Below are 12,353 nucleotides of genomic sequence, written 5' to 3'. Positions count from 1 at the left end.
AGTGCGTGGTTCTCCGTGGGGGGCGTCATTGCGAGGAGCGAAGCGACGAAGCGATCCAGGCTGCCACCGCGGATGCACCGCTGGATTGCTTCGCTTCGCTCGCAATGACGCGCCTCGACGATCTACCTGCCGCTCAATCCCTGTTGTGCGGCGTCTGGATAAACCCGCGATTATGCGTCGGGCTGATCAGCAGTTCATTGATGCACACCCGCGCCGGCATGCTCGCGATGAACGCGATGGTGCGGCCGAGATCTTCGGATTGCAGCATCCTGGCCTGCTCCTCCTCGCTCGGTACCACCGGGCGCAGCTTCAGGATCGGGGTCGCCACCTCGCCCGGCATCAGGCAGCAGGCGCGCAAGCCGTTGACGCATTCGTCCATGTTGAAGGAATGCGTCAGCGCCAGCACCGCATGCTTGGTCGTGGTGTAGGCCGGGCCCGGCATTTTCGAGACGTGGCGGCCGGCCCAGGACGAGACGTTGATGATGGAGCCGTCCTGCTGCTTGCGCATCGTCGGCAGCACCGCGCGCATGCAATAGAGCACGCCGTTGAGATTGACCTGGACCAGCTGGTCCCAGCCCGCCAGTTCCATGTCCTTCCAGCTCCGCTTAGGGACATTGATGCCGGCATTGTTCACCAGCAGGTCGATCCGGCCGTGCTTCGCAACGATTTGATCAGCCGCCTTCTGGGCCGCGGCGGCGACCGACACGTCCAGCGCGACGGCCTCGGCGGCCCCGCCCGCCCCGGTGATCTTCTCGACTACGGTATCCAGGGCGTCCTTGCGCCGGCCCGAGACCACCACCGTCCAGCCGTCGGCCGCTAGCGCCTCGGCGCCGGCCTCCCCGATCCCGCTGCCCCCGCCTGTCACCCAGGCCACGCGTTTCCCGTTTTTGGTCATGCAAACTGTCTCCGTTGCTTCATCGGGGCGGTTTTTGCTAATCCAGCCCTCGGTTTTGACCGGCCTCTGACGATCGTTGCGGTCAAGCCTTGCGGTCGAGGAAATCTTGCATGAACCAAGCTGCCAACGCCAATCTGTTTTCCCGCCTGTTCGACGGCCTCGACGATCCGAAGCGCCTCGCGATCGAGACGCATGACGGGGTCCGCATCAGCTATGGTGATCTGATCGCCCGGGCCGGACAGATGGCCAATGTGCTGGTCGCGCGCGGCGTGAAGCCCGGCGACCGCGTTGCGGTGCAGGTCGAGAAGTCCGTGACCAACATCGTGCTGTATTTGGCCACGGTGCGGGCCGGCGCAGTCTATCTGCCGCTCAACACCGCCTATACGCTCAACGAGCTCGACTACTTCATCGGCGATGCCGAGCCCTCGCTGGTGGTCTGCGATCCCGCCAAGGCGGAGGGCCTCGCCCCCATCGCCGCCAAGGTGAAGGCCAAAGTCGAGACGCTCGGGCCTGACGGCAAGGGCTCGCTGACGGACGCCGCCGACAAGACGAGCAGCGAATTCACCACGGTGGCGCGCGCAAACGACGATCTCGCCGCGATCCTCTACACGTCCGGCACCACCGGCCGCTCCAAGGGCGCGATGTTGACCCACGACAATCTGGCGTCGAACTCGCTCTCGCTCGTCGGCTTCTGGCGCTTCACCGACAAGGACGTGCTGATCCACGCACTGCCGATCTACCACACCCACGGCCTGTTCGTGGCGACCAACGTGACGCTGTTTGCGCGGGCATCGATGATCTTCCTGCCGAAGCTCGACCCGGATTTGATCATCAAGCTGATGGCGCGTGCCACGGTGCTGATGGGCGTGCCGACGTTCTATACCCGTCTGCTCCAGAACGCTGCGCTGTCGCGCGAAACCACAAAGCACATGCGGCTGTTCGTCTCGGGCTCGGCGCCGCTGCTCGCCGAAACCCATCGCGAATGGTCGGCGCGCACGGGGCACGCGGTGCTCGAGCGCTACGGCATGACCGAGACCAACATGAACACGTCGAATCCCTATGACGGCGAGCGCGTGCCCGGCGCGGTCGGCTTTCCGCTCCCCGGCGTGTCCGTACGCGTCACCGATCCCGAGACCGGCAAGGAGCTGCCCCGTGACGAAATCGGCATGATCGAGGTCAAGGGCCCGAACGTGTTCAAGGGCTATTGGCGCATGCCGGAGAAGACCAAGGCGGAATTCCGCGACGACGGCTTCTTCATCACCGGCGACCTCGGCAAGATCGACGCCAAGGGTTACGTCCATATTCTCGGCCGCGGCAAGGATCTCGTGATCTCCGGCGGCTTCAATGTCTACCCGAAGGAAATCGAGAGCGAGATCGACGCCATGCCCGGCGTGATCGAATCCGCCGTGATCGGCGTGCCCCACGCTGATTTCGGCGAGGGCGTCACGGCGGTGCTGGTCTGCAACAAGGGCGCCGATGTGACCGAGGCCGCGGTGCTGAAGGCGCTCGACGGCCGGCTGGCCAAGTTCAAGATGCCCAAGCGGGTCTTCGTGGTCGACGAGCTGCCGCGCAACACCATGGGCAAGGTGCAGAAGAACGTGCTGCGGGATACGTACAAGGATCTTTACGCGAAGAAATAGGGGCGCAACTGCTCCGGGCTGGGGGGACATGAACCGAGAGCAAGCTAAGAAGATACACAAGCACCTGCTCGATGCCGCCGCAGCATTCCGGCGAGCGGAGGCCGCGATCGTCGATGTTGGCGATGACGGCCGAAAGCTGTTTGCAGATCCGCTCGTAACGGCGGTTTTCCATTTGCAATTCAAGCTTCTGCGATTGATCTACAAGCGATTTCCGGATCTTGAACCGCCGGGACGGCCTGCCACCATCGACAGCACACTCCGGTGGGAAGACGTTTCACTTCCGTCCTCTGTGCTGGAGACCGATTTGGATCGCGTCATTTTCTCTGTCATGAAGTCGCGATGGCAGAAGTTCGCAATGGTCCTGTACTGCGCGGTTGAGAGGGTCGAAAAGGAAGAAGCGCTAGCGGCTCCCGTCGATTTTGAGGTCTTTGCGGCCCGCATTCAGGCGTTGGTTGAGGCCGACCTCCTGGAGGCGCAAGGCAATCTTCAAATGTGGGGCCACAGCGAAGTGAGATTGAAGGACCGGTCCGTCAATTAGTGCCCACCCACCAGGCTCATCACAAACCTGCTGCCGACGATGAACAGATAGCACCCGAACGCGACTTCCAGCGTCCGCTTCGACATTGCATGCGCAGCCTTCACACCGAGCGGTGCCGTCACAAGGCTCATTGGCATCACCAGGACCGCGCCGATCAGCGAGACGTAACCGAGCGCGAACGGGACCTGCAGGGCTGCAACGGCCGGGTAGCTCACCGCCGCAGGCCAACCGGCATAGATGTAGCCGAGCGCGCCGGGGATCGAGATCAAGACCGCGAGCGCCGACGATGTCGCCACTGCCTGGTGGATCGGGCGGCCGTAGAACGTCATCAGCAGGTTCGAGAAGAGGCCACCGCCGATGCCCATCAACGTCGACAAAATGCCGACGCAGAAGCCGTAGATTCGCATCAAGGGGCCCTTCGGCAGATCATCGCCGAGCTTCCAGCTCTCGCGCGCGAAGATCAGCCGTACCGCGGCCGACCAAGCGACGGCGACGAACACGATCTTGAACAGTCGCTCCGGCGCGTAACGCGCGACCACGCTGCCGGCGACGACGCCGATCAGGATCGGCAGCCACCAGACCCGGAGGATCGCAAGATCGACGGCGCCGCGCCTGTAGTGCGCCTGGAACGAACGGATCGAGGTCGGAATGATGACAGCGAGCGAAGTGCCGATGCAGAGCGGCATGCGCACCTCGAGCGGCACACCGGCGATGCGGAAGCACTCGTAGAACACCGGCACCAGAATCGCGCCGCCGCCGATGCCGAACACGCCGGCCAAAAATCCGGAGAGCGCGCCGGTTGCGATCAGCAGCAGCGCGAGTTCGGCGATCTCCTTGATATCAAGTCCTGCAATCACCCCTGACCTGCCCCGGCGATGGGTCGCAACTTCTCCGATGCATCGCTCGGAAACGGCTGCCCGCAATGCTCTAGGCGATCTGATTTGTCGGGTCGACCGCCGCATCTCCGGTCCGGGGTGGGATGCGGACTGCGCATATCCGCCCGTCTCGCGAAAAATCGGCGCGCTTCGCGGAACTTGGAGATTGCTTGCCGACCATCCCTACCGGTTCGAACGTCATGAACTGACTGGCTCGAACCCTGGCCGGCCCGCAGCGGCTTGGAGCCGTTCCAATAGTAATTTCAATGCGTCTCGGGTCTCATTACAAGAGGTGAATTTATATTCTATCTTTAGCCGGTGCGCCACCCCTCTGGTATACCAAGTCTCCGATTGGCCTTGTTACATCAAGGGCCTAGAGCTGAACTCAAGTTCGGTTTATGGCGATTTGGTGATTGCGCAGGTGAAATCGACTCCGTAAATAGAGCCGACCTTTCGCGATCCCCGCGCGCCCCATGCTGGGCCGCAATAAAGCAATTGAAGCCCATGACCGCACGGATCGAACGACCGCTTTCGCCGCACATTCAGACCTACCGCTGGACCCTGACGATGGCGCTTTCCATCGTCCATCGCGCCACCGGAATTGCCCTCTACGCCGGAACGCTGCTGCTGGCCTGGTGGCTGATTGCGGCGGCCTCCGGCCCCGCCGCCTATAGCCACGTCCAAGCCTTCACCGGCAGCATCATCGGCCGCCTGATCGTGTTCGGCTACACCTGGGCGCTGATGCACCACATGCTCAGCGGCATCCGGCATTTCGTCTGGGACCTCGGCTACGGCTTCAAGGCCAATGAGCGCGAAGCGTTGACCTGGGGCGCCCTGATCGGCGGCATCGTGCTCACGGTCCTCATTTGGATCATCGCCTACGCGATCGGAGGCGGACGATGAGTTTCGACGAATCCCACGGCGCCCCGAAGGGCTCCTCCATGCGCACCCCGCTCGGCCGCGTGCGCAATCTCGGCGCGGCGCATTCGGGCACCTCCGATTTCTGGCGCCAGCGCATCACCGGCGTCGCCATGACGCTGCTGATGATCCCCGTGATCGTGATCGTGATGATGCTGCTCGGCCGCAACCAGGCCGGCGCCGCACAGATTCTCGGCTCGCTGCCGATCGCGGTGATCCTGCTGCTCTTCATCTTCGCCAGCGCCTGGCACATGAAGATCGGCATGCAGGTCGTGATCGAGGACTACATCCATAACGAGAAGCTGAAGCTCATCTCGATCATGCTCAACAACTTCTTCTCGTTCGCCGTGGCGCTCGCCTCGACCTACGCGATCCTGAAACTTTCCTCCGGAGTCTAAACCCATGGCCACAGAGACCAATGGCAAGGGCAACGGCGCTCCCGCCACCAACGGCAAAGCCTATCCGATCGAAGATCACACCTATGATGTCGTCGTGGTCGGCGCCGGCGGCGCAGGCCTGCGCGCCGTGGTCGGCTGCAGCGAAGCCGGTCTTCGTACCGCCTGCATCACCAAAGTGTTTCCGACCCGCTCGCACACCGTCGCGGCGCAGGGCGGCATCTCGGCGTCCCTCGGCAACATGCACAAGGACGACTGGCGCTGGCACATGTACGACACCGTGAAGGGGTCGGACTGGCTGGGCGACCAGGACGCGATCGAATACATGGTGCGCAACGCGCCCGAGGCGGTCTACGAGCTCGAGCATTGGGGCGTGCCGTTCTCGCGCACCGAAGACGGCAAGATCTACCAGCGCCCGTTCGGCGGCATGACCATGGACTACGGCAAGGGCCAGGCGCAGCGCACCTGCGCCGCCGCCGACCGCACCGGCCACGCCATGCTGCACACGATGTACGGCCAGTCGCTGCGTCACGCGGCCGAGTTCTTCATCGAGTTCTTTGCCATCGACCTGATCATGGACGACCAGGGCACCTGCCGCGGCGTTATCGCGCTCAAGCTCGATGACGGCACGCTGCACCGCTTCCGCGCCCAGACCGTGATCCTCGCCACCGGCGGCTATGGCCGCGCCTATGCATCCTGCACCTCGGCGCACACCTGCACCGGCGACGGCGGCGGCATGGTGCTGCGCGCCGGTCTGCCGATGCAGGACATGGAGTTCGTGCAGTTCCACCCGACCGGCATCTACGGTTCGGGCTGTCTCGTCACCGAAGGCGCGCGCGGCGAAGGCGGCTATCTCGTCAACTCCGAGGGCGAGCGCTTCATGGAGCGCTATGCGCCCTCCGCCAAGGATCTGGCCTCGCGTGACGTCGTCTCGCGCGCGATGACCATCGAGATTCGCGAAGGTCGCGGTGTCGGCAAGAAGAAGGACCACATCTTCCTTCATCTCGACCATCTCGATCCCGCGGTGCTGGCCGAACGCCTGCCGGGCATCTCGGAATCCGCAAAGATCTTCGCCAATGTCGACGTGACGCGCGAGCCGATCCCAATTGTGCCGACCGTGCATTACAACATGGGCGGCATCCCGACGAACTATCACGGCGAAGTCCTGACCAAGAAGGACGGCGACGACAACGCCATCATCCCCGGCCTGATGGCGATCGGCGAGGCCGCCTGCGTCTCCGTGCACGGCGCCAACCGCCTCGGCTCCAACTCGCTGATCGACCTCGTCGTGTTCGGACGCGCCGCGGCGCTGCGCCTCGCCGAGAAGCTCACGCCGAACGCCAGCCAGCCGGAATTGCCGGCGAATTCGTCCGACCTGGCGCTCGGCCGGCTCGACCACTACCGCTACGCCTCCGGCGGCACGCCGACCGCGAAGCTGCGCGAAGGCATGCAGCACGTGATGCAGAACAATTGCGCGGTGTTCCGCACCGGCGACATCCTGAGCGAAGGCCAGAACCTGATCGAGAAGGTCCATAGCGGCATCATCGACATCGCCGTATCCGACCGCTCGCTGGTGTGGAATTCCGACCTGATCGAGACGCTCGAATTCGACAATCTGATCTCGCAGGCGGTGGTGACGATGAACTCGGCCGCCAACCGCACCGAGAGCCGTGGCGCGCATGCCCGCGAGGACTTCTCCGAGCGCGACGACAAGAACTGGATGAAGCACACGCTGGCCTGGCTGGAAGATTCCGGCAAGGTCAAGATCGAGTACCGCCCCGTTCACGACTACACCATGACCAACGACGTCCAGTACATCCCGCCCAAAGCTCGCGTTTACTAAACGGCGCGCGTGTACTGAGCGAACAGCGAAAGCTTTATCGAAATGGTTGAATTCGCACTTCCGAAGAACTCCAAGATATCAGGCGGCAAGACCTGGCCGAAGCCCGCGGGCGCGACTGAGGTCCGTGAATTCCGCGTCTATCGCTGGAATCCGGACGACGGCAAGACTCCAAGCGTCGACACCTATTACGTCGACACCCATGATTGCGGGCCGATGGTGCTGGACGGCCTGATCTGGATCAAGAACAACATCGACCCGTCGCTGACCTTCCGCCGCTCCTGCCGCGAAGGCGTCTGCGGCTCCTGCGCGATGAACATCGACGGCCAGAACACCCTGGCCTGTACCCGCTCGATGCACGACGTGAAGGACGGCGCGGTGAAGATCAATCCGCTGCCGCACCAGCCTGTCGTGAAGGACCTCATCCCCGACCTCACCAATTTCTATGCACAATACGCTTCGGTCGAGCCGTGGCTAAAGACGACCTCGCCGACGCCGCAGAAGGAATGGAAGCAGAGCCACGAAGACCGCGAGAAGCTCGACGGCCTCTATGAATGCATCCTCTGCGCCTGCTGCTCGACCTCTTGCCCGAGCTATTGGTGGAACAGCGAGCGCTACCTCGGTCCCGCCGCGCTGCTCCAGGCCAACCGCTGGGTATCGGATTCGCGGGATGAGGCGACCGGCGAGCGGCTCGACAATCTCGAGGACCCGTTCCGCCTCTATCGCTGCCACACCATCATGAACTGCGCCAAGGCCTGCCCGAAGGGCCTCAACCCGGCGGAAGCCATCGCCGAGCTCAAGCTCAAGATGGTCGAGCGCCAGATCTAGGCGTCATTCATGCTGCGATCCCCGGCCGGAACGGCCGGGGCATTCTACGACGGGCAGGTGTTCGAGTAGATTTTGCCTGCACCCCTGCGCGCGCAAGCAGGCGGGTTGCAACCTCTGGTTCCCGCCACAAGCCGCTTCCTTCCCGGCGCGAAATTCAAGTAAGCTCTCCGGCGTGGGACCGGAGCGACCGTGCAGGGCGCACAACGCAATTCGCTGAGATTGCTGCAGTGGATGATGGCTGCGTCCCTGGCGCTGCCGATTGCGCTGTTCGCGATCGCCGCCTCGATCTCCTACACCTCGACGAAAGATATCGCCGACCGCGAGATCGAGCGCACCCTCGATGTCGCGCATGAGCATGCGCTCAAGGTGTTCGAGACCATCGACCGCAGCCTCGCCGAGATCAACGAGGTGGTGCGCGGCATGCCCGACGACATCATCCGCTCGCGCGAGCCGGCCCTGCACCGCCGCCTGAAGCAACTCTCCGATTCGCTGCCGCAGCTCAAATCGGCATGGATCTTCGATGCGGACGGAAAGTCGCTGGTCAACAGCCTGGCCTCGCCGCCGCCGGCGCAGAGCTTTGCGGACCGCGACTACTTTGCCGCCCATGTCGACCAGACCATCGGCAGCTACATCGGTGTTCCCCTGACGCCGCGCCAGCCCTATCAGGGCGCGCGCTTCTTCGGGGTCAGCCGCCGCCGCGGCTCCGACGACGGCAGCTTCATCGGCGTGATCCAGGCCTCTGTCCTCCCGGAATATTTCGAGAGCTTTTATGCCCGGATCGGCTCCGACCCTGGCAGCTTCCTCGCCATGGGACGCACCGACGGCGTGGTGCTGGCGCATCTTCCGCGGCTGGATCGCGACCTCAGGCTCGATCCTAACGGGCCGGTCGGCCGCAGCATCGCAGCTCACCCCGAGCATGGCCTCATCACCATTGCCTGGCCATGGGACGAGGTCGAGCGCCGCATCGGCTACCGACGCATCGCCGAATACCCGATCTATGTCAGCGCGGGGTTGGAGACCTCGGCGATCCGCGCGCGCTGGTTCGCCACCATGGGCCAGCATCTGGTGTTCGGCATTCCCGCCACCGCGCTGCTGTTTCTGCTGCTGGCGTTCGCGTTCCGGCGCACCCAGCATCTCCAGGCCGAGGCCGCCGCGCGGCGCGAAGCCGAGGAGGCGCTCAAGCACAGCCAGCGCCTTGAGGCGCTCGGCCAGCTCACCGGCGGCGTCGCGCACGACTTCAACAACCTCCTGACCGTGATTCGCGCCTCCGTTGACCTGCTGAACCGGCCGCAGCTGAGCGAGGAGCGGCGCCAGCGCTACATCACCGCCATCGCAGACGCGGTCGGGCGCGCAGCCAAGCTGACATCGCAGCTGCTCGCCTTCGCGCGCCGCCAGACCTTGAAGCCGGAGGTGTTCGACGTCGGCGCGCGGTTGCAGTCGCTGCACGACATGCTCGCGACGCTGCTCGGACCCGCGATCGAAATCGCGATGCGGCTGCCGGCCGAGCCCTGCCTCGTCAATGCCGATGCAAGCCAGTTCGAGACGGCGTTGATCAACATGGCGACCAATGCGCGCGATGCCATGCACGGCAAGGGCAGGATCGTCTTCAACGTCGAGGCCGCAGCGACCATTGCGGACACGCGGGCTCCCGTCTCGGGCAGCCCTGATCTTTCAGGCGGCCATGACCTTGCTGGCAAACACGGTTTCGTCGGCATTGCCGTCAGCGACACCGGCATCGGCATTCCGGCTACGCGGCTCGAGCGCATCTTCGAACCGTTCTTCACCACCAAGCAGATCGGCCACGGCACCGGTCTCGGCCTGTCGCAGGTGTTCGGCTTTGCCCGGCAGTCCGGCGGCGAGGTGACAGTCACCAGCGAGGTCGGCCACGGCAGCACCTTCTCGCTCTACCTGCCGCGCGTGGCGCCGGATTTGCTGCCGCAGCGGCAGGCACCGAATACGGCCCCGGCCGTGGCCGGCAGCGGCATGTCGGTGCTGCTGGTCGAGGACAATATCGAACTCGCCAATTTCGCGGCCGACGGCCTCACCGAGCTCGGCTACAGCGTCACGCTGATCGACAACGCAACCGATGCACTCGCCGAGCTGGTCATGGATGCCGATCGCTTCGATGTCGTTTTCTCGGACATCGTGATGCCCGGCATGACCGGGCTCGATCTCGCGCAGGCGGTCCGCGACCGCGGCATCGGCGTGCCGGTCGTGCTGACCACCGGCTACAGCGAGGCGCTGTCCCAGGACGGCAAGGTCGATTTCGAGCTCGTGCAGAAGCCCTACGCGATCGATCAGCTATCGCGCGTGCTGCACCGGGTCGCGCGGCGCAGGGTGCGCGACGGCGCCGCCGAGTGAGCTGACGCCCGGAACCTACGGGAACCTTTTGATTTAGCTTGCGTTATCCGGCCATGCAAAAGCCGGTCAGAAAACGCGAATCGGGCAAGAAGCCGCCCATCGTCGAAATCATCGGCGAGACCGGCGGGGAAGTGGCTCCGCCGCCGCCCGAGCTGGTCGAGCCCGACCCGGAGCTGTCGCCTGAAGAGGCCGAGCAGGCCCGCAAGGACTATCTCCTCACCCGCTTCTGGATCAGCGCGCGCGGCTTCTGGGGCGGCAACGGCGACCGGCTTGCGTGGCTCTACTCCGTCGGCCTCGGCCTGCTGATCGTCCTCACCGTCGGCTTCCAATACGGCATCAATGTCTGGAATCGGGCGATCTTCGACGCGATCGAGAAGCGCGAGGCGTCCACCGTCTTCCATCTCACCGCGGTATTCTTCCCGCTCGCGATCGGCAGCATCGTGCTCGGTGTGGCACAAGTGTTCGCGCGCATGGGCATCCAGCGGCGCTGGCGGGCGTGGCTGACGGCAAGCGTGCTGACGCGCTGGCTTGGCAACGGCCGCTATTACCAGCTCAATCTCGTCAGCGGCGACCACAAGAATCCGGAATACCGGATCGCGGAGGATCTGCGCGTCGCGACCGATTCTCCGGTGGATTTTCTCGCCGGCGTGACGTCCGCGCTGCTGTCGGCCGTGACCTTCATCGTCGTGCTCTGGACCATCGGCGGCGCGCTCACCGTCACCCTTGCGGGATCGTCGGTGACCATTCCCGGCTTCCTGGTGATCGCCGCGATGCTCTATGCGGGAATCGCATCGGGCTCGATCCTGGTGATCGGCCGCCAATTCGTGCAGGTCTCCGAGGACAAGAACCAGGCTGAGGCCGATTTCCGCTACACGCTGACGCGCGTGCGCGAGAACGGCGAGAGCATCGCGCTGCTCGGCGGCGAGGAGGAGGAGCGCGACGGCATCGACCGCAATTTCACCAACGTGCTGCGGCAATGGGCGCGGCTCGCGGGTCAGCACATGCGCACCACGCTGGTGTCGCAGGGATCGAGCCTCGTTGCGCCGGTCGTGCCGCTTCTGCTGTGCGCGCCGAAATTCCTCGACGGCAGCATGACGCTGGGTCAGGTGATGCAGGCGGCTTCCGCCTTCACCATCGTGCAGAGCGCGTTCGGCTGGTTGGTCGACAATTATCCGCGGCTCGCCGACTGGAATGCCTGCGCTCGCCGCATCGCCTCGCTGATGATGTCGCTCGACGGCCTCGAGCGCGCCGAGCTGGGCGACGGCTTCGGCCGCATCAAGCGCGGCGAGACCAGCAATGACGCCATGCTGGAGCTGAAGGATCTCTCCGTCACGCTCGATGACGGCACCGCCGTGGTCGGCGAGACCGAGGTGGTGATCGAGCGTGGCGAGCGGCTGCTGGTGGCCGGCGAATCCGGCACCGGCAAGAGCACGCTGGTGCGCGCCATCGCCGGGCTCTGGCCATGGGGTGGCGGCAGCGTCAATTTCCATCCCGACCGGCGGCTGTTCATGCTGCCACAGCGACCCTACGTGCCGTCGGGCTCCTTGCGTCGTGCCGTCGCCTATCCCGGCGCGGAAGACGACTGGACGGTCGAGGAGATCGGCGAGGCCCTGCACAAGGTCGGCCTCGACCATCTCAAGGAGAAGATCGAGGAAGAAGCACCCTGGGACCAGACGCTGTCCGGCGGCGAGAAGCAGCGCCTCGCCTTCGCGCGGTTGTTGCTGCACAACCCGGATATCGTCGTGCTCGACGAGGCGACCTCGGCGCTCGACGAGAAGAGCCAGGACAAGATGATGAAGATGATCACCGACGAACTGCCGAAGGCCACCATCGTCAGCGTCGCGCATCGTGTCGAGCTGGAAGCCTTCCACAGCCGCAAGATCGTGCTGGAGCGCCGCAAGGGCGGCGCAAAACTCGTCAGCGATATCGACCTGATCCCGCGCAAGGGCAAGCGCAAGCTGCTCGGCCGCTTCCTGCGCCAGCGCAAGGCGCCGAAAAAGGCGGCGTGAGGGGCGGTCTCTTTTCTTCGTCGTCCCGGCGAAGGCCGGGACGACCCAGAGATT

10 protein-coding genes are annotated in these 12,353 nt (G+C 64.5%); 8 read left to right on the top strand and 2 right to left on the bottom strand.

What is annotated here, in order from left to right; genetic code table 11:
• Positions 1 to 133 precede the first annotated feature (133 nt).
• On the bottom strand, positions 134 to 895 hold the full coding sequence (locus BcanWU425_RS01620; RefSeq protein WP_204512879.1) for an SDR family oxidoreductase: 762 nt from the start codon (positions 893 to 895) through the stop codon (positions 134 to 136).
• 110 nt (positions 896 to 1,005) lie between these two features.
• Between BcanWU425_RS01620 and BcanWU425_RS01615 the strand changes: the two genes are divergently transcribed.
• On the top strand, positions 1,006 to 2,535 hold the full coding sequence (locus tag BcanWU425_RS01615; protein WP_018459781.1) for a malonate--CoA ligase: 1,530 nt from the start codon (positions 1,006 to 1,008) through the stop codon (positions 2,533 to 2,535).
• A 28-nt stretch (positions 2,536 to 2,563) separates the two neighbouring features.
• Positions 2,564 to 3,073 carry a hypothetical protein gene (locus tag BcanWU425_RS01610; protein ID WP_204512880.1) on the top strand — a complete coding sequence of 170 codons (510 nt, stop codon included), beginning with the start codon at positions 2,564 to 2,566 and terminating at the stop codon, positions 3,071 to 3,073.
• Here the strand turns inward: BcanWU425_RS01610 and BcanWU425_RS01605 are convergent.
• Positions 3,070 to 3,930 (bottom strand): sulfite exporter TauE/SafE family protein, encoded by an 861-nt coding sequence (locus tag BcanWU425_RS01605; RefSeq protein ID WP_018459779.1) that lies wholly within the window; start codon positions 3,928 to 3,930, stop codon positions 3,070 to 3,072. The genes BcanWU425_RS01610 and BcanWU425_RS01605 overlap by 4 nt on opposite strands.
• A 522-nt stretch (positions 3,931 to 4,452) precedes the next feature.
• Between BcanWU425_RS01605 and sdhC the strand changes: the two genes are divergently transcribed.
• From sdhC to BcanWU425_RS01575, 6 genes are all read left to right on the top strand, one after another.
• On the top strand, positions 4,453 to 4,851 hold the full coding sequence (sdhC, locus tag BcanWU425_RS01600; RefSeq protein ID WP_018459778.1) for a succinate dehydrogenase, cytochrome b556 subunit: 399 nt from the start codon (positions 4,453 to 4,455) through the stop codon (positions 4,849 to 4,851).
• Positions 4,848 to 5,264: a succinate dehydrogenase, hydrophobic membrane anchor protein gene (gene sdhD / locus BcanWU425_RS01595; protein ID WP_007598776.1), complete on the top strand. Its 417-nt coding sequence runs from the start codon at positions 4,848 to 4,850 to the stop codon at positions 5,262 to 5,264. Before sdhC ends, sdhD begins: the two co-directional genes overlap by 4 nt.
• A 4-nt stretch (positions 5,265 to 5,268) precedes the next feature.
• Positions 5,269 to 7,104 carry a succinate dehydrogenase flavoprotein subunit gene (gene sdhA, locus BcanWU425_RS01590; protein ID WP_018459777.1) on the top strand — a complete coding sequence of 612 codons (1,836 nt, stop codon included), beginning with the start codon at positions 5,269 to 5,271 and terminating at the stop codon, positions 7,102 to 7,104.
• 42 nt (positions 7,105 to 7,146) lie between these two features.
• On the top strand, positions 7,147 to 7,929 hold the full coding sequence (locus BcanWU425_RS01585; protein ID WP_018459776.1) for a succinate dehydrogenase iron-sulfur subunit: 783 nt from the start codon (positions 7,147 to 7,149) through the stop codon (positions 7,927 to 7,929).
• A 189-nt stretch (positions 7,930 to 8,118) separates the two neighbouring features.
• Entirely contained in the window at positions 8,119 to 10,290 is a 2,172-nt protein-coding gene (locus tag BcanWU425_RS01580; protein ID WP_204512881.1) for a hybrid sensor histidine kinase/response regulator, read from the top strand.
• A 53-nt stretch (positions 10,291 to 10,343) separates the two neighbouring features.
• Positions 10,344 to 12,299 carry an ABC transporter ATP-binding protein/permease gene (locus BcanWU425_RS01575; RefSeq protein ID WP_026233875.1) on the top strand — a complete coding sequence of 652 codons (1,956 nt, stop codon included), beginning with the start codon at positions 10,344 to 10,346 and terminating at the stop codon, positions 12,297 to 12,299.
• Positions 12,300 to 12,353: the final 54 nt, after the last annotated feature.

The sequence above is a fragment of the Bradyrhizobium sp. WU425 genome (genome assembly GCF_021052305.1).
In the GTDB taxonomy this organism is placed as follows: domain Bacteria; phylum Pseudomonadota; class Alphaproteobacteria; order Rhizobiales; family Xanthobacteraceae; genus Bradyrhizobium; species Bradyrhizobium canariense_D.
Note: the sequence above shows the minus strand (reverse complement) of the source record. Positions and strands in the feature narration are given on the sequence as shown.

Excerpts from the sequence above, each read along its gene's own strand:
- BcanWU425_RS01620 (WP_204512879.1), bottom strand. The coding sequence starts at position 895 with ATGACCAAAAACGGGAAACGCGTGGCCTGGGTGACAGGCGGGGGCAGC.
- BcanWU425_RS01615 (WP_018459781.1), top strand. The coding sequence starts at position 1,006 with ATGAACCAAGCTGCCAACGCCAATCTGTTTTCCCGCCTGTTCGACGGC.
- BcanWU425_RS01610 (WP_204512880.1), top strand. The coding sequence starts at position 2,564 with ATGAACCGAGAGCAAGCTAAGAAGATACACAAGCACCTGCTCGATGCC.
- sdhC (WP_018459778.1), top strand. The coding sequence starts at position 4,453 with ATGACCGCACGGATCGAACGACCGCTTTCGCCGCACATTCAGACCTAC.
- sdhD (WP_007598776.1), top strand. The coding sequence starts at position 4,848 with ATGAGTTTCGACGAATCCCACGGCGCCCCGAAGGGCTCCTCCATGCGC.
- sdhA (WP_018459777.1), top strand. The coding sequence starts at position 5,269 with ATGGCCACAGAGACCAATGGCAAGGGCAACGGCGCTCCCGCCACCAAC.
- BcanWU425_RS01585 (WP_018459776.1), top strand. The coding sequence starts at position 7,147 with ATGGTTGAATTCGCACTTCCGAAGAACTCCAAGATATCAGGCGGCAAG.
- BcanWU425_RS01575 (WP_026233875.1), top strand. The coding sequence starts at position 10,344 with ATGCAAAAGCCGGTCAGAAAACGCGAATCGGGCAAGAAGCCGCCCATC.